This is a genomic window from Helicovermis profundi, from assembly GCF_033097505.1.
GTDB lineage: Bacteria > Bacillota > Clostridia > Peptostreptococcales > Acidaminobacteraceae > Helicovermis > Helicovermis profundi.
The window spans coordinates 1-21,750 of sequence record NZ_AP028654.1 but is presented as its reverse complement, the minus strand read 5'-3'; the positions used below and the strand labels follow the sequence as shown (position 1 = coordinate 21,750).

13 protein-coding genes, 1 tRNA gene and 3 rRNA genes are annotated in these 21,750 nt (G+C 31.2%); 1 reads left to right on the top strand and 16 read right to left on the bottom strand.

Annotated elements, in window-relative coordinates; all coding sequences use genetic code 11:
• Position 1 precedes the first annotated feature (1 nt).
• The 7 genes from nadB to AACH12_RS00055 form a co-directional block, all read right to left on the bottom strand.
• Positions 2-1,519: an L-aspartate oxidase gene (gene nadB / locus AACH12_RS00085; RefSeq protein WP_338536053.1), complete on the bottom strand. Its 1,518-nt coding sequence runs from the start codon at positions 1,517-1,519 to the stop codon at positions 2-4.
• Entirely contained in the window at positions 1,512-2,426 is a 915-nt protein-coding gene (gene nadA / locus AACH12_RS00080) for a quinolinate synthase NadA (RefSeq protein ID WP_338536052.1), read from the bottom strand. The genes nadB and nadA overlap by 8 nt, the downstream gene beginning before the upstream one ends.
• Before the next feature lie 250 nt (positions 2,427-2,676).
• Positions 2,677-3,348 (bottom strand): GntR family transcriptional regulator, encoded by a 672-nt coding sequence (locus AACH12_RS00075; protein ID WP_338536051.1) that lies wholly within the window; start codon positions 3,346-3,348, stop codon positions 2,677-2,679.
• A gap of 522 nt (positions 3,349-3,870) precedes the next feature.
• Positions 3,871-3,987: ribosomal RNA gene (gene rrf, locus AACH12_RS00070) — 5S ribosomal RNA — on the bottom strand.
• A gap of 175 nt (positions 3,988-4,162) precedes the next feature.
• Positions 4,163-7,088, bottom strand: a 23S ribosomal RNA gene (locus AACH12_RS00065).
• Positions 7,089-7,653: 565 nt separating this feature from the next.
• Positions 7,654-7,729, bottom strand: a tRNA-Ala gene (locus AACH12_RS00060).
• 116 nt (positions 7,730-7,845) lie between these two features.
• Positions 7,846-9,379: ribosomal RNA gene (locus AACH12_RS00055) — 16S ribosomal RNA — on the bottom strand.
• The 16S, 23S and 5S rRNA genes sit together here with 1 tRNA gene alongside, the layout of an rRNA operon.
• 715 nt (positions 9,380-10,094) lie before the next feature.
• Between AACH12_RS00055 and trpS the strand changes: the two genes are divergently transcribed.
• Positions 10,095-11,075: a tryptophan--tRNA ligase gene (gene trpS / locus AACH12_RS00050; protein ID WP_338536050.1), complete on the top strand. Its 981-nt coding sequence runs from the start codon at positions 10,095-10,097 to the stop codon at positions 11,073-11,075.
• 63 nt (positions 11,076-11,138) lie between these two features.
• Here the strand turns inward: trpS and AACH12_RS00045 are convergent, their stop codons facing one another.
• The 9 genes from AACH12_RS00045 to dnaA all read right to left on the bottom strand — a co-directional run bounded on the left by AACH12_RS00045 (position 11,139) and on the right by dnaA (position 21,650).
• Entirely contained in the window at positions 11,139-11,951 is an 813-nt protein-coding gene (locus AACH12_RS00045; protein ID WP_463670993.1) for a SigB/SigF/SigG family RNA polymerase sigma factor, read from the bottom strand.
• Positions 11,952-11,988: 37 nt separating this feature from the next.
• Positions 11,989-12,396 carry an ATP-binding protein gene (locus tag AACH12_RS00040; RefSeq protein ID WP_338536049.1) on the bottom strand — a complete coding sequence of 136 codons (408 nt, stop codon included), beginning with the start codon at positions 12,394-12,396 and terminating at the stop codon, positions 11,989-11,991.
• Between the two features lie 22 nt (positions 12,397-12,418).
• Entirely contained in the window at positions 12,419-12,733 is a 315-nt protein-coding gene (locus tag AACH12_RS00035) for an STAS domain-containing protein (RefSeq protein ID WP_338536048.1), read from the bottom strand.
• 198 nt (positions 12,734-12,931) lie between these two features.
• Positions 12,932-15,382, bottom strand: a complete 2,451-nt coding sequence (gene gyrA, locus AACH12_RS00030; protein ID WP_338536047.1) for a DNA gyrase subunit A — start codon at positions 15,380-15,382, stop codon at positions 12,932-12,934.
• Between the two features lie 13 nt (positions 15,383-15,395).
• Positions 15,396-17,309 (bottom strand): DNA topoisomerase (ATP-hydrolyzing) subunit B, encoded by a 1,914-nt coding sequence (gene gyrB / locus AACH12_RS00025; RefSeq protein ID WP_338536046.1) that lies wholly within the window; start codon positions 17,307-17,309, stop codon positions 15,396-15,398.
• A gap of 13 nt (positions 17,310-17,322) precedes the next feature.
• Positions 17,323-18,435, bottom strand: a complete 1,113-nt coding sequence (recF, locus tag AACH12_RS00020; protein WP_338536045.1) for a DNA replication/repair protein RecF — start codon at positions 18,433-18,435, stop codon at positions 17,323-17,325.
• A 254-nt stretch (positions 18,436-18,689) separates the two neighbouring features.
• Complete coding sequence (locus AACH12_RS00015; protein WP_338536044.1) at positions 18,690-18,932, bottom strand: RNA-binding S4 domain-containing protein; 243 nt, start codon at positions 18,930-18,932, stop codon at positions 18,690-18,692.
• Positions 18,933-18,965: 33 nt separating this feature from the next.
• Positions 18,966-20,072, bottom strand: a complete 1,107-nt coding sequence (gene dnaN, locus AACH12_RS00010) for a DNA polymerase III subunit beta (RefSeq protein ID WP_338536043.1) — start codon at positions 20,070-20,072, stop codon at positions 18,966-18,968.
• Between the two features lie 234 nt (positions 20,073-20,306).
• On the bottom strand, positions 20,307-21,650 hold the full coding sequence (gene dnaA / locus AACH12_RS00005; RefSeq protein ID WP_338536042.1) for a chromosomal replication initiator protein DnaA: 1,344 nt from the start codon (positions 21,648-21,650) through the stop codon (positions 20,307-20,309).
• Positions 21,651-21,750: the final 100 nt, after the last annotated feature.

Here is a 21,750-nt window from a genome sequence, read left to right as displayed (position 1 = left end):
TTTATACGTTTTCAATATTATGACTTCCTAACGACTCTTTTCTACTATATGCAGATTCTATTATTTCACTTGAAACAGTGACCATATTAATAACTTCACATTTTTTTCTAGTATCACAATTATATTTAGCAATATCATTAATTAATTTATTAATCGCTTCGCTACTTTCAAGTAATTCATTTTCTTTTCTTATTATAAATGCATTTTCTGACATAATATTTTTAATTTTTTTTTCTAATAACTCATAGTCACTTTCATCACATACTAATTCATTTTTATATTCATAATTATTAATCTTATCTTTACTAATTTCTTTTTCATTAATATGTTTTGCTGCTCTTAATCCAAAAACTGCTCCTTCAAGCAAGGAGTTACTTGCTAGTCTATTAGCACCATGTAATCCTGTTCTTGCACATTCTCCAACTGCATACAAATTTTCAACAGTAGTTTTAGCACTTAAATCAGTTTTAATTCCACCCATAAAATAATGCTGAACAGGTGCTACTGGAATTAATTCTTTTGTAATATCAATATTATTTTCATAGCAATGGTTATAAATTTTTGGAAACCTATCTTTAATGTATTCATTGTCTAAATGACGCACATCCAAATAAACTTCATTACCTTTCTTGTATTCCATATATATTGCCTTTGAAACAACATCTCTTGGAGCAAGGTCCTTTAAAGGATGTATCTTCTCCATAAATCTTTCATTTTGAGAATTATATAAGATTCCACCTTCTCCTCTTACTGCTTCAGAAATTAAAAATTTATTAGTACCTGCAATATTAAGTGCGGTAGGGTGAAACTGAACAAATTCCATATCATAAAGTTCGGCACCGGCTCTTTTTGCCATTGCAATACCATCACCATTACTAATATCTGAATTAGTAGAATTAATAAATAAATTTCCAATTCCTCCTGTAGCAAGTACTATATTATTTGAAAGTATAACTTCTTTTTTACTATCATTATCTATAACTAAGCCCGAAGCTACATTTTTATTAGTAAGTATATCAATAGCAAAACAATTGTCGTAAACTGCAATATTGTCTCTTTTAGCAAGTTCAGCTATTAGATATTCTATAATAATTTCTCCTGTTTTATCTCTTGCATGAATTATACGCCTAGACGAATGTCCTCCTTCTTTAGTAAATAATAAATTGCCAGATTCTTCTTTGTCAAATGGAACATTGTATTCTAATAATAAATCTACAATTTCATTTGAATCTTCAATAGTGGCTTTAACAACTTCAAGTTCATTATGAAAACTTCCAGCTTTTAAAGTATCGTCAACATGATCTTGAATATTTTTTCCTTTTATTGTTACAGCAACTCCGCCTTGTGCTAAATTACTATTATTATTTGATAAATTACTTTTAGAAATTAAAAGAATTTTCTTTTTCTTATCAATATTTAATGCTGCAAACATTCCACTTATTCCGCTACCAATAACAATAGCGTCATATTTTTTACTATTTTTTGTAACTATAAAATTTGTAATATATCTATTAAGCATTTATACTCAACATCCTTTTTAATGCATTATATGCTTTTACTCTAATATCTTCATCTATATTAATTTCATTTACATCATTTTTCAAAGCATTATATACATCTTCTAATGAAGTTTTCTTCATATTGTAACACACTAAACTTTTTGAAAGTAAATGCAATTCTTTATTTGGTGCAACTTTTCTCATCGAATGTAAAATACCCATTTCTGTTCCAATATAGAATTCACTATCAGAAGATGTTTTTACATAATCAATAATCTGTGAAGTACTTCCAACAAAATCAGCTTTTTCAACAATTTTAGGATTGCATTCAGGATGAACCAATATTTTAACACCTGGTCTTCTCTCTCTAGCTGAATCTATTTCGCTTGTTTCAACTCTCTCATGAGTAATACAAAATCCATGCCAAAGTCTAATTTTTTTATCCGTGATTTTACCTGCAATATAACTTCCTAAATTTTTATCTGGAGCGAATAGTATTTCTTTAGCATCTAAAGATTTAACAACATTTAAAGCGTTAGACGAAGTACAACAAATATCACTGTATGCCTTAACTTCAGCAGAAGAGTTCACGTACGTCACAATAGGTACATTTGGGTTTTCTTCCTTATATTTTTTTAAATCTTCTCCTGTTATCATATCAGACATTGGACAACCTGCATCTATTACTGGTAGTAAAACTTTCTTTTCAGGCGAAAGTATTTTTGCGCTTTCAGCCATAAATTTTACACCACAAAAAACAATTAAATCTTTATCAGTTTCTGAAGCAATCTGGCTTAATTTCAAAGAATCTCCCACAAAATCAGCAATATCTTGAACCTCAGGTATTTGATAATTATGTGCTAAAATTATTGCATTTTTCTTCTCCTTAAGTCTAATTATTTCTTCAACCATTTCATTTCTGTTCATTAGAAACTCCTTTAAATAAATTAATGTCATATAGGTAAATGTTTGTATAATAATACGTAATTCTCGTTAATAAAATAACAAGTGTATTTTTCCTATTTATTATCTTATTCATGTAAAATTAAACTTTTTATTTGAAAAACGTTTGATTTTATCAATAAATAATAACTAAACAGTCTAATTGTATATTACAACATTATAAGAAATAAATCAAAAAATGATAATTATTTAACACAAATTGATAAAAAAAACACTACTTTTCAGTAGCGCTTTTAATTTTCTTTATATTTAATCTTGAACTATCAATATGTTTCTTAATTCTTTCAACAGCCTTATCGCCGTTTCTCTCTAAAAATGCTTCTAGTATTAATTTATGCTCATTTAATGCGGTATCAAGCCTGCCCTCTGACCTTAATGATTCACTTCTAGTAGATTTCATAAATATCTGAAAATCCCTTAAAACGTGTTCTAAATACCTACTTTTTGTTGCAGTATATATAATTTCATGAAATTTAGTATTAAGCTCGAAACATTTTTCAACATCATTTTTAAATGTATAAAATTCCATTAGTTCGTAAACTTCTTTTAATTGTTCAAGTTCTTCACCATTCATTCTCTCAGAACACCACTTAGCAGCAATTCCTTCAATTTCCATTCTTATTAAATATATATCTTCAATATCTTGTGTTGTAATTCCTTTAACTACAACTCCTCTATTTGGAATATTTTCAACTAAACCGTCAAGCTCTAATTGCTTAAGTGCTTCTCTAACAGGAGTTCTACTAACACCAAGTTCTTCTGCTAACTTTGCCTCAACTATTTTTTCACCTAATTTATATTTTTTATTTAATATATCTTCTCTAATTTTTTCAAAAATTATTGAAGTAAGCGAACGATTCTCTTTTTTTTGATCAAACAGATCCATGATTTCCTCCATGTATATAATTAAAGATTATTTGCTATATTCTACTACATTCTATATTAGTTTAAATTATGTGTCAATGTTGCAATGGAAAGTAAAGTGACTATTTTTCATTATTACTTCAATTTCTATCGTTACTATTATTCATCGGTTACCAGCCAAGCTTTGCCTTGTCGTTCCTTTTAGTCACTATAACAAAAAGAAAGAAGAATATAATTTACAAACAAGCTTGTATTATCAATTATTGTATCGCTACTCCTATATTGCGGCGCACCGGCCAAGCTTCGCTTTGCCTTGTCGTTCCTTTCAGTCACTATAACAAAAAGAAAGAAGAATATAATTTACAAACAAGCTTGTATTATCAATTATTATATCGCTACTCCTATATTGCGGTGCACCGGCCAAGCTTTGCTTTGCCTTGTCGCTCCTTTAGTCGCTATAACAAAAAACAGAAAACACATAATTTACAAGCAAGCTTGTATTATGTGTTTTCTGTTTTTTGTTGCACCGCTTTTTTCTTTCGAAAACTAGCAACGACCTACTCTCCCAGGGGACTGCTCCCCAAGTACCATCGGCGCTAAGAAGCTTAACTTCTGTGTTCGGTATGGGTACAGGTGTAGCCTTCTTGCCATCATCACTAGATTCATTTGCTACAATTTACTTCGTCTTTCTTCGTTATTTTCCTCGTGTCTTTCATTCACGTATTTAATACGCTCATTCTTTCCACTCGTTAATATCTCGAATTACTCGTAAATTCTATCAAATATATTTGGAATTGTTCTTCCAAAACTGCATATGGATTAAACGTTTTTTTCTTGTGGTCAAGACCTCGACCTATTAGTATCTATCAGCTTCATACATTGCTGCACTTTCACCCTAGACCTATCAACCAGATTTTCTACCTGGGGTCTTACTCACTTGAAGTGATGGGAAATCTTATCTTAAGAGGGGCTTCGCGCTTAGATGCCTTCAGCGCTTATCCTTTCCATACTTAGCTACTCAGCTATGCTCTTGGCAGAACAACTGATACACCATTGGTATGTCCATCCCGGTCCTCTCGTACTAAGGACAGATTCTCTCAAATTTCCTGCGCCCACAGCGGATAGGGACCGAACTGTCTCACGACGTTCTGAACCCAGCTCGCGTGCCTCTTTAATGGGCGAACAGCCCAACCCTTGGGACCTAATTCAGCCCCAGGATGAGACGAGCCGACATCGAGGTGCCAAACCTCCCCGTCGATGTGGACTCTTGGGGGAGATAAGCCTGTTATCCCCGGGGTAGCTTTTATCCGTTGAGCGACGGCCCTTCCATTCGGTACCGCCGGATCACTAAGTCCTACTTTCGTACTTGCTCGACCTGTATGTCTCGCAATCAAGCTCCCTTCTGCCTTTGCACTCTTTGAATGATTTCCAACCATTCTGAGGGAACCTTTGAGCGCCTCCGTTACTCTTTGGGAGGCGACCGCCCCAGTCAAACTGCCCGCCTGACATTGTCCCTGTACCGGATCACGGTACCAGGTTAGAACGCTGATATACAAAGGGTGGTATCCCAAAGGCGACTCCTCACAAACTGGCGTTCATGTATCACAGTCTCCCACCTATTCTGTACATTATATATCAAAGTCCAGCGCCAAGCTGCAGTAAAGCTCCACGGGGTCTTTCCGTCCTGCTGCGGGTAACCGGCATCTTTACCGGTACTACAATTTCACCGAGTCTATTGTTGAGACAGCGCCCAAATCGTTACGCCTTTCGTGCGGGTCGGAACTTACCCGACAAGGAATTTCGCTACCTTAGGACCGTTATAGTTACGGCCGCCGTTTACTGGGGCTTCGATTCAATGCCTCGCTTACGCTAACATCTCCTCATAACCTTCCAGCACCGGGCAGGCGTCAGCCCCTATACTTCATCTTTCGATTTAGCAGAGACCTGTGTTTTTGGTAAACAGTCGCTTGGGCCTATTCTCTGCGGCCGACCTTAGCTCTGAACCTAGATCGGCACCCCTTCTCCCGAAGTTACGGGGTCATTTTGCCGAGTTCCTTAACAATAGTTATCTCGCTCACCTTAGTATTCTCTACCTACCTACCTGTGTCGGTTTACGGTACAGGCACCTTTTATCTAAATAGCGGCTTTTCTTGACAGTGTGAAATCAGTTACTTCGTTACTTGTTTTTCACTCCCCATCACACATCATATGAACAATACGCCGGATTTACCTAACATATCTAACTCTGTGCTTGGACGTACTCTTCCATTCGTACGCTTAACCTATCCTTCTGTGTCACCACTTCTTTCATACAATAAACGGTGGTACAGGAATCTTTACCTGTTGTCCATCGACTACGACTTTCGTCCTCGCCTTAGGTCCTGACTTACCCTGAGCGGACGAACCTTCCTCAGGAACCCTTAGGTTTTCGGTGGGCAGGATTCTCACCTGCCTCTCGCTACTCATGCCAACATTCTCTCTTCTGCAAAGTCCACAGCTCCTTACGGTACTGCTTCGCTCCATGCAGAATGCTCCCCTACCCATATACGATAGTATATGCCAAAGCTTCGGTAGTAGATTTTAGCCCCGGTAATTTTCGGCGCACAATCACTCGACTAGTGAGCTATTACGCACTCTTTAAATGAGTGGCTGCTTCTAAGCCAACATCCTAGTTGTCTAAGCAACTGCACATCCTTTCCCACTTAATCTACATTTTGGGACCTTAGCTGTTGGTCTGGGCTGTTTCCCTTTCGACCACGAATCTTATCATACGTAGTCTGACTCCTAAATTAAAGATTCCGGCATTCGGAGTTTGATAGGCTTCGGTAGTCGGTGAAAACCCCTAGGCCATTCAGTGCTCTACCTCCGGATCTCATCATTTAAGGCTAGCCCTAAAGCTATTTCGGGGAGAACCAGCTATCTCCGAGTTCGATTGGAATTTCTCCGCTATCCACAAGTCATCCCAACCTTTTTCAACAGATATGGGTTCGGGCCTCCACAAAATTTTACTTTTGCTTCACCCTGCTCATGGATAGGTCACCCGGTTTCGGGTCTACGACATGCAACTAATTCGCCCTCTTAAGACTCGCTTTCGCTTCGGCTCCTTGTCTTAAACAATTAACCTCGCTACATATCGTAACTCGTTGGCCCGTTCTACAAAAAGTACCCGGTTGTTCTCGTATGGAACTTCCGGTGCTTGTAAACATAGGGTTTCAGGTTCTTTTCACTCCCCTCCCGGGGTTCTTTTCACCTTTCCCTCACGGTACTATTCTCTATCGGTCACTAGGTAGTATTTAGCCTTGGGAGATGGTCCTCCCTGTTTCCCACAAAGTTTCACGTGCTCCGTGGTACTCTGGATTAGAGTCGCGGGTCTTCATCTTTCGCCTACTGGACTTTCACCATCTTCGGTTCGCATTCCCATACGATTCGGCTAGACTACCTCCATCACTTTATTCTCTATCCACAACCCCGACTTCCGTAGATGTCGGTTTGGGCTCTTCCCCGTTCGCTCGCCGCTACTTAGGGAATCGATTTTTCTTTCTCTTCCTTCAGGTACTTAGATGTTTCAGTTCCCTGAGTTTCCTTCTCATAACCTATTTATTCAGTTATGGATGACTAGTTATTAAACTAGCCGGGTTTCCCCATTCGGACATTTCCGGATCTACACTCGCTTGCAGCTCCCCGAAACTTTTCGCAGCTTACCACGTCCTTCATCGGCTCCTAGTGCCAAGGCATCCGCCCTATGCTCTTATTCTCTTGACCTTTTTTTTCATTATAATTTACTTCACATTTCTTCGTCATCTCTTCGCTAAATCACTTGCGTATTAGATACGCGCGCTTTTTAGCTCATCGTTTCCTTGAACTGTTCGTAAATTTTAATGAAAACCTTTTGTTTAACTAATTTATTTGCATAAACTTCGTTAAACGATGAGTGTTACTACTTTAATAGTAATAACTTTATTTAAACAGCTTTCGCTTTTTAAACTTGTTTCATTTGTTTCTTTTGTCTTCTCGTTTTTTATCCATATGCAGTTTTCAAAGAACAATATGCGCGAACTTTTAGCAGATGCCAAATTTTAACTTATTAAGCATTTACAAATTTATTTGTATAATGCGTATAATTTAAAATTTGATTTCGTGCGTTAGCGCGAAGAGCTAAACATTAGTTTAGCGAACGCATCATACAACAGTTTTTTTAGTTGTATTAGCGAATGCATCATACAACTACTTATTAAAGTTGTATTTAGCAAATGCATCATTATATTTTCCACCATGATATTATAACATTGTTGTAATATCATGATTTTTCGTTATAACTTTGCATCTATGGTGGAGACGAGGAGACTTGAACTCCTGACCCCCTGCGTGCAAGGCAGGTGCTCTCCCAACTGAGCTACGCCCCCATAATTTGTGATAATTTGCTTGACACTTCTGTGTCACTTACTTCACAAATCATCTTTTTAGTTTGAAAGTATTAAACTTTCAAAACTGAACAGTAATAAACCTTTAGTCTCCTTAGAAAGGAGGTGATCCAGCCGCACCTTCCGATACGGCTACCTTGTTACGACTTCACCCTAGTCATTGATTTCACCTTCGACAGCTTCCTCCACTTACGTGGTTAGATCACCGGCTTCGGGTGCCCCCAACTTCCATGGTGTGACGGGCGGTGTGTACAAGACCCGGGAACGCATTCACCGCGACATTCTGATTCACGATTACTAGCAACTCCAACTTCATGTAGGCGAGTTGCAGCCTACAATCCGAACTGAGATCGGCTTTTTAGGATTCGCTCCAGATCACTCCTTAGCTGCCCGTTGTACCGACCATTGTAGCACGTGTGTAGCCCAAATCATAAGGGGCATGATGATTTGACGTCATCCCCACCTTCCTCCGGTTTGTCACCGGCAGTCTCTCTAGAGTGCCCAGCTTGACCTGATGGCAACTAAAAATAGGGGTTGCGCTCGTTGCGGGACTTAACCCAACATCTCACGACACGAGCTGACGACAACCATGCACCACCTGTCTTATATGTCTCCGAAGAGAAATACTCGATTAAGAATAGGTCATATAGATGTCAAGATTTGGTAAGGTTCTTCGCGTTGCTTCGAATTAAACCACATGCTCCGCTGCTTGTGCGGGTCCCCGTCAATTCCTTTGAGTTTCATACTTGCGTACGTACTCCCCAGGCGGAATACTTAATGCGTTAGCTCCGGCACCGAGATTCGACTCCCGACACCTAGTATTCATCGTTTACGGCGTGGACTACCAGGGTATCTAATCCTGTTTGCTCCCCACGCTTTCGTGCCTCAGTGTCAGTTACAGTCCAGAAAGTCGCCTTCGCCACTGGTGTTCCTCCTAATATCTACGCATTTCACCGCTACACTAGGAATTCCACTTTCCTCTCCTGCACTCAAGTCTAACAGTTTCAAAAGCTTACATCGGTTGAGCCGTTGCCTTTCACTTCTGACTTGTTAAACCACCTACGCACCCTTTACGCCCAATGATTCCGGATAACGCTTGCACCCTACGTATTACCGCGGCTGCTGGCACGTAGTTAGCCGGTGCTTATTCCTAAGGTACCGTCTTTTATCTTCCCTTAGAAAAGAGTTTTACAACCCGAAAGCCTTCATCACTCACGCGGCGTTGCTGCATCAGGCTTGCGCCCATTGTGCAATATTCCCCACTGCTGCCTCCCGTAGGAGTCTGGACCGTGTCTCAGTTCCAGTGTGGCCGATCACCCTCTCAGGTCGGCTACTGATCGTCGCCTTGGTAAACCGTTACTCTACCAACTAGCTAATCAGACGCGGGTCCATCCTATACCGCCGGAGCTTTTACCACTGAATCACTCAATTCTGTGGTCTTATAAGGTATTAATCACCGTTTCCAGTGGCTATCCCTTTGTATAGGGTAGGTTACCCACGCGTTACTCACCCGTCCGCCGCTTTCCATCAATTCATTCGCCCGAAGGTTCATTCATTAACTTCACGCTCGACTTGCATGTGTTAGGCACGCCGCCAGCGTTCATCCTGAGCCAGGATCAAACTCTTAAAAAAATTTGCTGGCGTTTTTATACTTGTTTCTTCAAGTTCGTTTTTTATACTTGCTCGCAAGTTTGTTTCCTTCATCATTTTGACTAGGTTCCGCTTGTTTAATACAATTTACTTCGTATTTTTAATTTCTCTTCCTCACTCAACTCAGTCATGTATTAAATACATTCCTTCATTTCGCTCGTCGATAAATTAAAACTACTCGTTAATTCTATCAAACCTTACGTTTTTACTGTTCAGTTTTCAAAGTTCAATTTTTCTTTGTCTTCCTCACCGGACGACTCAATAATCATAACACATTTTCATTTGCTTTGTCAACATGTTTTTTTTATTTCTTAAAACTTTCTTTGTTGCCTTGACTCGCTCTCGCTCTCATCAGCAACTGTTATAGAATATCATTATTATTATTCAATGTCAACACTTTTTTTATGATATTATAAATCTAATACTTTTATTAATAGTAATTATATAATTTTTCTTTTTCTTACATTAATATAGTTTTTTTAAATACTTAAAATTCTAATCTGCCTCATTTTTGAAATTGGATATTCTAAACTCAAAAGAGTATTGTTTAGAATTTATAAGTCAATTTTTTTATTCACTTACTTCTATATATTTTCATATTTTAAATATCTTGTTTTTAAATCTGAAAATATATATAATACCATTAAGACTAAATAAAAAATTCTATTGAATTTAATAACTATTAAGGAGGTACTTTATGAAAAGAGTTTTATCTGGCGTTCAACCTTCTGGAGAAATCACTTTAGGTAATTATATTACTATGAAAAATTTTGTAAATCTTCAAAAATATAAAGACTGTTACTACTGTGTTGTTGATTTACACTCAATAACTGTCCCACAAGATCCAAAAAAATTATATGAAAATTCACTACAACTTGCTGCATTATATATGGCTATTGGTATAAATCCAAACGAGTCAACTTTGTTTTTACAATCTCAAGTTTCCGCACATGCTGAATTAGCTTGGCTTTTACAATGTAACACATACTTAGGCGAACTAAGTAGAATGACGCAATTTAAAGAAAAAAGCAAAGGAAAAAAAGCTTTTTCTACAGGTTTATACACTTATCCTATTTTAATGGCTGCTGACATACTTCTTTATGATACCAACTATGTTCCTGTCGGTGATGATCAAAAACAACATTTGGAGCTAACTCGAGATATAGCCATTAGATTTAATAATAAATTTGGAGACACATTTGTTATACCTGAGCCTTTAATATCTAAAAAAGGTGCTAGAATCATGTCTTTAGATGATCCTACAACAAAAATGAGTAAAAGTAATCCTAATACTCATAGTAAAATTTCTTTATTAGACTCTCCAAATAAAGTTAAAAAATCAATTATGAAATCTACAACTGATAGTGAAATGTTAATTAAATATGATTTAGCTAATAAACCTGGTGTAAGTAATTTATTAACTATATATTCAAGCCTTACTGATATTTCTATTGAAGAATTAGAAACTAAGTATATTAATCAAGGTTATGGAAATTTAAAGAAAGATCTTGTTAATACAATTAATGATTCTTTATTTACTATTCAAAATGATTATACTAGAATTTTAAAAAGTGGTGAAGCTTTTGATGTGCTTAAAGAAGGTTCAAAAAGAGCAAATGAAGTTGCAACTAAAGTTCTTGATAAAGCAAAAAAAAATATGGGCTTTATAACATTTTAAAAAATCATCATACTAAAAAAAGAAAGGAAAATGAAATTCTTTTTCATTTTTCTTTCTTTTTATTTATATTTCACTAATTTTCAAATACTCTTTTCTAAATTTTTTTATTACTTTTTTCTCCATTCTAGAAATCGTCATTTGTGACACATTTAATTCATTTGCTATTTGTATTTGAGTTTTATTTTCAAAAAATCTACCATAGATAATTTTTTTCTCTACTTCATTTAATTTCATAAAACATTTATCAATAAAATCTTTATTTTCAAATACATCAAAATATTTATCTTCTTTACCAACAATGTCAAGTAATTGAATATCTTTATCATCACCTTTACTGTCATAACTTATATCTAATGACTTTGGCGTATAGACTTGTGAAGCTTCCATAGCTTCTAGAACTTGCTCTTCGGTACAATTTAAATATTCTGCAATATCTTTAATTTTAGGAATTTTTTGAAGTTCTTGTTGTAATTTACTTTTAGCGAAAATTATTTTTTTAGATAGTTCTTGAATTCTTCTTGGTACTCTTACTGACCAACCTTTATCTCTAAAATACTTTTTTATTTCACCAATTATTGTAGGTGTTGCAAAACTTGAAAATTCAAAACCTCTATCTACATCAAATCTTTCTATTGCATAAATCAAACCTAAAGACGCGACTTGAAAAAGATCTTCATAGTCTATACCTTTATTTATATATTTTTTAGAAAGAATTTCTGCTATATAAATATATCTCTTTATTAATTCATTTCGAATATCAATGCTTTTAGAATCTTTATAAATTCTAAAAAGTAATTTTGCATCTATACTTTTTAAATTACTCATATCTATTGATTTAATATCGATATTAATATTTGAGGTTGTTACACTATCCATTTAATCAGCCCCTAATTAATTAATTAATTAAATATAATTATTGTACTCCTATTAATGTTTTTGTTAATTTTATTGAAGTTCCAATATTTTTTATAGAATTAACTTCCACATTATCCATTAAACTTTTCATAATAAAAATTCCTAAACCATGATCTTTTGGATTCTCTAAATCTGGAGTTTTATAATTATTATATTCAAAACCTCTTCCATTATCAATTATTTCAGCTTCAAATGTATTTTCACTTACTTCAAACTTAATATTAAACTCTCCTTCTTTATTAGCATGTAGAACTGCATTATTACATGCTTCACCTATTGCAACTTTTATATCTTCAATTTCTTCTATATCAAAACCTACTTTATTTGCAATTATTGAAGCCGTTAATCTTGCAACACTAATATATTCTGATTTCAATGGTAATGAAATTAAAATACTATCTTTCATTTTTTATTTCACCTCTTAATAATTATTTTAATTCAAATACTTTATCTAATCCTGTAATTTTAAAAAGTTTAAAAACATTTTTCTTCGAATTTTTTACAACTATTTTATTTTCATTTTTTTTAACTCTTTTTAATATACTAATTAACACCCCAAGGCCTGTACTATCTATATAAGATAATTCCTTAAAATTTAATTCTACATTTGCTTCTCTCTCATCTAATAAACTATTAATTTCTTCTTTAAGTTTATTAGATGTATTAATATCAACATCGCCTTCTAAATCAATAGACCAAATATCCTCAGATTCAATTAAATTTTTATTAATTACAAGTGACAAAATTATTCCTCCTATCTTTTCCTTTTTATTATATAATATCATAAAAATATTGATGTCGAATAAAAAGTTAGTATTATTTTATATTTATAAGTAAAATTTTTATTCAAACAAAAAAAAGAATCCTTACGGATTCAAATATCTAAAACATATTAAAGGGGGTTATAATTAATATATAACCCCTTTTTTCATTTTTAAACATTATTCTTCTATTTTTATTTCAATTTCTTCTTCTTCTTCTTCTATTACTTTAGCAATAGATACTACATAATTTTCTTTATCCGTTCTCATAAGTGTAACACCACTTGTAGCTCTACCTGAAACGGAAATTTCTGAAACTATTATTCTAATAAGTATTCCATTATTATTAATAATAATAAGTTCATCATCTTCATTAACAATTAACGCACCTATTAAATTTCCAGTTTTAGCACTTACATTGTAAGTTTTTATACCTTTACCACCACGAGATTGAACTTTATACTCTTTCAATTTAGTTCGTTTTCCATAACCATTTTTACTTACAACAAGTAGTTTAGATTCTTCTTTAATTTTTTCAAGCATAACTACTTTGTCACTATTATCAAGTCTAATTCCAATAACTCCAGTAGCAGTTCTTCCCATTTCTCTAACATCAGATTCTTTAAATCTAATTGATTTACCTTTTTCAGTTACTATCATAATTTCATCATTACCATCTGTAACTTTTACAGATATAAGTTCATCATTTTCTTTTAAATTTACTGCAATTAAACCTGACTTTCTTGATGTATCATACTTATTTAGTAAAGTTTTTTTAACAATACCATTTTTAGTACAAAGCATTAAATAACCTTTTTCAAAATCTTTTATAGGTATAATTGATGTTACTATTTCATCACTATCTAATTCCAGTAAATTAACAACTGCTGTCCCTTTTGAAATTCTTGAACCATCAGGAATATTATAACCTTTTAGTCTATAAACTTTACCTAGATTAGTAAAAAATAAAATATAATCATGTGTAGATGTAGTATAGATGTGTTCTAGAAAATCTTCATCTTTTGTTATCATTCCAGCTTTTCCTCTTCCACCTCTTTTTTGTGAGCTATATTCTTTTAAAGAAACTCTCTTAATATAGCCTTTATGTGTTAGAGTAACTACAACTTCATCTTCTTCTATTAAGTCTTCTAAATCAATTTCATCCATCATAAATTCGACTTTTGTTCTTCGTTCATCATTAAATTTATTTTTTATTCTTATTAAATCTTCTTTTATAATAGCTAATAGTAATTTTTCATCTTGAATAATTTCAATTAAATGACTTATTAATTTTTGTAATTCTTTATGTTCTGATTCAATCTTACCTCTTTCAAGTCCAGTTAATTTTTGAAGCCTCATATCTAAAATAGCCTGAGCTTGAATTTCTGATAATTCAAATCTTTCAATTAGGCTTTTTTTTGCTTCTGCCGTACTATTACTACCTCTTATTAATTTTATAATTTCATCTATATTACTTAATGCTATTATTAAACCTTCTAATATATGTGATCTCGCTTCTGCTTTATTTAAATCAAAATTAACTCTTCTAGTTTCAACGTCTTTTTGATGTTCTAAATAGTAATAAAGTATTTGATATAAATTTAATAATTTTGGAACTCCATCTACTAATGCAATTAGATTCATTGAATATGTACTCTGCAATTGAGTATGTTTATATAATTTGTTTAATATTACATTTGCATTTGCATCTTTTCTTAGTTCAATTACAACTCTAATTCCATTTCTATCACTTTCATCTCTTAAATCAGTAATACCATCAATTTTTTTATTCTTAACTAAATCAGCAATATTTTCAAGCAATTTTGATTTATTTACTTGATATGGAATTTCTGTTACAATAATTGCCATTTTGTTTTTTCTTATTTCTTCTATATCTATTTTACTTCTTACTACAGCACTACCTTTTCCAGTTCTATAAGCTTTTTTAAAACTTTCCATTCCCATAATAGTAGCACCAGTTGGAAAATCAGGTCCTTTTACAATCTCAATTAAATCTTCTACATTACTATCGGGAAAATCAATTAATCTTATTGTACCATCAATTATTTCACCTAAATTATGTGGAGGAATACTCGTTGCCATACCAACAGCAATACCATTTGAACCATTTACTAATAGATTAGGAAATCTAGATGGAAGTACAACAGGTTCTTTTAAAGTTTCATCAAAATTCATTGTATAATCAACTGTATTTTTTTCTATATCTCTAAGCATTTCTGTTGCAAGTTTTGTCATCCTTGCTTCAGTATACCTCATTGCAGCTGCACTATCTCCATCAATAGATCCAAAGTTACCATGTCCATCAATTAATGGATGTCTAATAGAAAATTCTTGAGCCATTCTAACCATGGCATTGTAAACAGAAGAATCACCATGTGGATGATACTTACCAAGTACATCACCGACAATACGCGCTGATTTTCTATGTGGTTTTTCTGGAGTAAAATTATTTTCATTCATAGAATATAATATTCTTCTATGAACTGGTTTTAATCCATCTCTAACATCTGGAAGTGCACGGCTAACAATTACACTCATAGCATAATCAATATAAGATTTTTTCATTTCTTTACTAATATCAATATTAATAATTTTATCTCTATTTTCCAAAATTATTACCCCTCTAAAAATCTAAATTTGTAACATACTTAGCATTTTCTTCAATAAATTCTCTTCTAGGCTCAACTTTTTCACCCATTAATGTGGAAAAAGTTAAATCAGCATCAATAGCATCATCTATATTTATTTTAATCATAGTTCTTGTTTCTGGATCCATAGTAGTATCCCAAAGTTGTTCAGGATTCATTTCTCCAAGACCTTTGTATCTTTGAATACTTATTCCTGTTTTTCCTATGTCTGCTAATAATAATTCTAACTCTTTATCAGAATATGTGTAATGCTCTGTTTTCCCTTTTTTAACTTTATAAAGTGGTGGTTGTGCTATATAAATATAACCGTTATCAATTAATGGTCTCATATATCTAAATAAAAATGTCAAAAGAAGTGTTGAAATATGAGCTCCATCTACATCGGCATCCGTCATTATAACAATTTTATGATATCTTAGTTTTTCTATATTAAATTCATCACCTATTCCACATCCAAATGCTGTAATCATTGCTCTAATTTCAGTAGAATTAAATATTCTAGCAAAATTAGATTTTTCAACATTCAAAATTTTTCCTCTTAGAGGAAGTATTGCTTGAGTTGCTCTATTTCTACCTTGTTTAGCAGAACCACCGGCAGAATCCCCTTCGACAATATATATTTCACAAAGACTAGGATCTTTCTCAGAACAATCTGCTAGTTTACCAGGAAGTGTAAAACCATCAAGTAAACCTTTTCTTCTTGTTAATTCTCTTGCTTTTCTTGCAGCTTCTCTTGCTTTTGCAGCTCTTTGGCATTTTTCTATTATTACTTTTGCTTCAATAGGATTTTCTTCTAAATAATCTGATACCATACTAAAAGTAAAAGATTCTACAATTCCTCTAATTTCGCTATTTCCAAGCTTTGTTTTAGTTTGTCCTTCAAACTGAGGATCTTCAAGTTTAACTGATATTATTGCTGTAATACCTTCTCTTATATCTTCACCATTAAGATTATCATCTTTTTCTTTTAAAATACCTTTTTTTCTTGCATAATCATTAACTGATCTAGTTAATGCACTTTTAAATCCACTTAAGTGAACTCCACCTTCGTGCGTATTTATGTTATTAGCAAAAGTAAAAACATTATCATTATATCCATCTGTGTATTGAAGAGAAATTTCAACACTATTTTTTAAATTAACTTGCTCTCCATATATTATTTTTTCATGGATAGTAGTTCTATTTTTATTTAAATAGCTAACAAATTCTTTTATTCCACCCTCATAATGAAAAGAAATTTTCTTAATTTCCTCATTTCTTTCATCTGAAAGATTTATTTTTATACCTTTATTTAAAAAAGCTAATTCTCTTAATCTATGTTCTAAAATAGAATAATCATAAATTAAATTTTCAAAAATTAAATGATCTGGTTTAAATATTGTTTTTGAACCAGTTATATCAGTTTCTCCAATAACTTTTAAATCACTTGTTTTTTTTCCTCTTTCAAATTTTATCTCATAAATTTTATTATTTCTTTTTACTTCTACAATAAACCATTCAGAAAGTGCATTTACTACTGATGCACCTACACCATGAAGACCACCAGATACCTTGTAACCGCCGCCGCCAAATTTTCCACCTGCATGAAGTACTGTATGTATTACTTCAACTGCAGATTTTTTTAATTTATGATGCATATCTACTGGCATACCTCTACCATTATCTGTAACACTAATGGTATTGTCTTTTCCTATTATGACATCAATTTCACTACAAAAACCTGCCATTGCTTCATCAATACTATTATCTACAATTTCGTAAACCAAATGATGTAATCCTCTTGAACTTGTTGAACCAATATACATTCCCGGTCTTTTTCTAACTGGATCAAGTCCTTCTAAAACTTGTATTTGATCAGCATTATACTCCTGATTTACTTTATTAGTCATTTTTACCCCCAGACTATATTTTTACTATTTTTCCAGAATCAACTTTGAATAAAGTTGATTTATTAATATTATTTATATGAATATTATTAACATCTGTTGTGGTTATTATAGTTTGAACTTTATTTAAAGTTTTAACTAAATCATTCTGTCTATTTATATCTAATTCACTCATAACATCATCAAGTAACAAAATAGGATATTCTTTCGTTTCATTGTAAATTAATTCTATTTCAGATAATTTTAATGAAAGTACTGAAGTTCTCTGTTGACCTTGTGATCCATATTTTTTTACATCTATATCATTAATAAAAAAACTTATATCATCTCTATGTGGACCAATTGAAGTATAACCTCTTTTTATATCTACTTCAATATTTTTAGTTAATAATTCACTAAATTCAATTTCTATATTTTTATTATTGTTTGATAAACTACTTTTTATATTTGGTTCATATATAATACTTAGATTTTCTAAATTATTAGTAATATTTTTATGAATTTTATTTGATATAGAAGATAAATTTTTTATAAATTCTCTTCTTTTTATAATTATAACAATCCCAATTTCAACTAATTTTTTATTCCATATATCTAAAGTATCTTTTAATTTATTATTAAAAAATATTTGTTTAAGCAGTTTATTTCTATGATTTAGAATTTTATGATATTCTATTAAATTTTTACAATACGCATTATTCATTTGACTTAATTCTCTATCAATAAATTTTCTTCTTTCTAAAGGAGAATTTTTAATCAATTTTAAATCATCTGGAGAAAAAATAACAATATTTATTATTCCAAGTAAATCTGAAATTTTTTTTATACTATTATTATTTATTTTAATTTCCTTTTTTTTATTATTTATTATTTTGTATTCAATAGTATTTTCTCTATTTTTTTTTACAAATGTAATTCTAACAAATAAAAAATCTTTATTTATATTAATAATATCATTTTCTTTTGAAGTTCTAAAGGATTTACCAAACCCTGATAAATAAATAGATTCAATTAAATTAGTCTTCCCTTGAGCATTATTTCCCATAATAATATTAACGTTATTAGAAAAATCAATTTTTAATTCTTCATAATTTCTAAAATTTATAAGTTTGATCTCTTTAATATACACTTCTCACTCCTATTATTATGCAAAATAAATGCAATTCTAAACTACTCCATTATACACTTTTAAAAAGCAATAAACAAATCTCGCGAAAAATAAAAGCAGTGCGTAAAATTATAAAATAAGTAGTGTAGTGAGTTAACTCACGAAAACGAATTATTTTATAATTTTGCATAGGGCTAAAAGCCCGTGGCAAAGCGCTGAAAGTGTTTAAGCTCATAACAAATTAAAAAGTAGGAAAAATTCCTACTTTCAACTTATTATATTTGTTTAACTTTTAATTTTATAATTTTATCAATATTTCCATTATCATCATAAAAACTTATTTCTACTAAGTCATTATTTCTTATTTTCTTTCCTCTTTGAAGGCACACTTCATCATTAACTCTTACAAGACCATCTTTTATTATTAATTTTGCTATTCCACCAGAGCCAATAACATTTGAAAATTTTAAAAATTGATCCAATTTTATAAATTCTGTTTTTATTTCAATAACTTTCATTTTTCCTCCATTAATTTTATGCTTAAAATTACTTTATGATAATCGAACTGGTAAAATTAAATAAGTATAACTTTCGTCATCAACTGGTTTAATTATACAAGGACTAACACTTGTAGTAAGTTTCATTATTACTTCTTCACTGTCTATAATTTTTAGTGCATCCATTAAGTATTTAGGATTAAAACCTATTTCAATTTCTTTACCTTTTAATTCGATATCTACATTTTCATCAACACTACCTATTTCAACATTAGTAGATATATTTAAATTAGAGTTTTTAAATATCATTTTTATTGTATTACTTTTACTTTCTATTGCTAAAAGAGAAGCCCTTTCTATGCTACGCAGTAATTCAGAAGTATTAATTTTTACAATACTATTAAATTCATTTGGAATAATTTGATCATATTTAATAAATTCTCCATCTAATAATCTTGATATTATTTTAATTTTTTCTATGTTAAACATTATATGCTTATCAGTTATAGAAATTTTTATTTTTTCATTATTTTCATTTAATTGAGATAATATTTTATTTACTTCACTTAATGTTTTTCCTGGTATTACAGCTTTATTTACAAAATCTGAATCAATTGAAATATTTTTTAATGATAATCTATATCCATCAATTGATACCATTGATAAATTATCATTTTTTATTTCAATTAACGAACCTGTAAGTATAGGTCTTGAATCATCTAAGCTTATTGCAAATATAGTTTGACGAATCATATTTTTAAATATAAGCGAATTAATTTCATATTCTTCAGTATTATCTATTTCTTCAATTTCAGGAAATTCAAGAGCTGATTGACCTTGTATAGAAAATTTAGTATTTAAACAAGTAATATCAATTACGTTATTTTCATTAACACTAAAGTTAATAGTTTCATTAGGTAATTTTCTAATAATTTCTCCAAATAGTTTTGAAGATATCACTATTGATCCCTCTTTTTTTACATTAGCTTCTATGGTATTTTCAATACCAATACTTAAATTATTACCTACTAGCTTTAATTGGTTATTATAGGCTTTTAAAAGAATTCCTTTTAATATCGGTTTTGTAGTTTTTAAAGAAACAGCTTTTTGAACTATATTAATAGAATCAGATAATATAGTTTGGTTACATGAGAAATTCATGTGGATAACCTCCTTAAAGAATGTTATAAATGAGATAAATATATATAATAATAATAAATAGTAATAGTAATAGGCACTGTTAATATGTTAATAACGAACAGAATATAGTTTTGATAACAATTTAAAAGAATATTAACATGTTAATAACTATAGTTATATTTATAAAAAACAGTATATAAAAAATGATAAAACTTATAAACAATTTATAAATAATAACTAACATAATTATGTTAATTATTCATTTTGTATATCTTTAATCATTTTATTAATTTTATTATTTGTATCTAAATTGTTTTTCATTTCATTTGAAATTTTATCATATGCATGAATTACGGTAGAATGATCTCTTCCGCCAAATTCTTCTCCAATTTTAGGAAGTGATAAATCAGTGAGTTCTCTGCAAATATACATAGCAATTTGTCTTGGATATGAAATTGTTCTAGTTCTCTTTTTTGAAATTAAATCAACTTCTTTAATATTAAAGTATTCAGAAATAAATTTAATAATATACTCAGAATCAATTTTTTTAGGTTTAGAAGAAGAAATTATATCTTTCAAAGCTTCGAGCGCAAGATCTTCATTTATTTCTTTATTAGTAAGAGAAGAATATGCAATAATTCTAGTCAAAGCTCCTTCTAGTTCACGAATATTTGATTTAATATTTTTAGCTATAAATTCATATACGTCATTAGGAATTTGAATATTATCAGTTTCTGCCTTTTTTCTTAGAATTGCGATTCTAGTTTCGAAATCAGGTGCCTGTATATCAGTAATTAATCCCCATTCAAATCTAGAACGTAATCTTTCTTCTAAAGTAGGAATATTTTTTGGTGGTCGATCACTTGAAACTATTATTTGTTTATTAGCTTCATATAAAGCGTTAAAAGTATGGAAAAACTCTTCTTGTGTTCTTTCCTTACCAGCGATAAATTGAATATCATCAACTAATAAAACATCGATAGTTCTATATCGATTTCTAAATTCAACATTTTTATCGTCTTTTATAGAATTAATTAATTCATTAGTAAATTTTTCACTTGAGACATAAACAACCTTTGCAGCAGGATTTTTTTCTAAAATATAATGTCCTATAGCATGCATAAGATGAGTTTTTCCTAGTCCAACCCCTCCATATATAAATAAAGGATTATATGCTTTAGCTGGTGACTCAGCAACTGCAAGAGAAGCAGCATGAGCAAATCGATTACTGTTACCAATTACAAATTCGTTAAAAATGTATTTTGGATTAAGTATTGGTTTATCAAAAAGATTAGAATTAATAATTTTTGTGCGCTCAATATCTTTATCAATTGTTAAATTTGTACTAGAACTTTCACTAGGAACTATAAATTCAAGTAAATAGTTTTTATTAGTAATTTGCTTTACGGCATTTGCAATTAAAGAGGAATATCTTCCTTCTACAATTTCCTTATTGAAAGTATTTGGTATTGATAAGATAAATACATTTTCATTGATTGTAATTGGTTCAATAGTTTTAAGCCATGTATTAAAACTAACTTCTGTCACTTCGGTTTTCATTACTAATAGTGTGTTTTTCCATATTTCCTTGATGTTCATAAATCCTCCTAAAGAATAAAGCATAAAAAAAATTATAATTTTTATAAAATTTACTATTAAAATAATTATAATCCACATGTTATCAACAAAAAATGTGGAT

Bases quoted from the DNA above. Each gene is read 5' to 3' on its own strand.
- dnaA (WP_338536042.1), bottom strand. From the start codon at position 21,650: ATGAACATCAAGGAAATATGGAAAAACACACTATTAGTAATGAAAACC.
- AACH12_RS00045 (WP_463670993.1), bottom strand. From the start codon at position 11,951: ATGGATAGTGTAACAACCTCAAATATTAATATCGATATTAAATCAATA.
- nadA (WP_338536052.1), bottom strand. From the start codon at position 2,426: ATGAACAGAAATGAAATGGTTGAAGAAATAATTAGACTTAAGGAGAAG.
- AACH12_RS00015 (WP_338536044.1), bottom strand. From the start codon at position 18,932: ATGAAAGTTATTGAAATAAAAACAGAATTTATAAAATTGGATCAATTT.
- nadB (WP_338536053.1), bottom strand. From the start codon at position 1,519: ATGCTTAATAGATATATTACAAATTTTATAGTTACAAAAAATAGTAAA.
- gyrB (WP_338536046.1), bottom strand. From the start codon at position 17,309: ATGACTAATAAAGTAAATCAGGAGTATAATGCTGATCAAATACAAGTT.
- AACH12_RS00040 (WP_338536049.1), bottom strand. From the start codon at position 12,396: ATGAAAGATAGTATTTTAATTTCATTACCATTGAAATCAGAATATATT.
- dnaN (WP_338536043.1), bottom strand. From the start codon at position 20,072: ATGAATTTCTCATGTAACCAAACTATATTATCTGATTCTATTAATATA.
- trpS (WP_338536050.1), top strand. From the start codon at position 10,095: ATGAAAAGAGTTTTATCTGGCGTTCAACCTTCTGGAGAAATCACTTTA.
- AACH12_RS00075 (WP_338536051.1), bottom strand. From the start codon at position 3,348: ATGGATCTGTTTGATCAAAAAAAAGAGAATCGTTCGCTTACTTCAATA.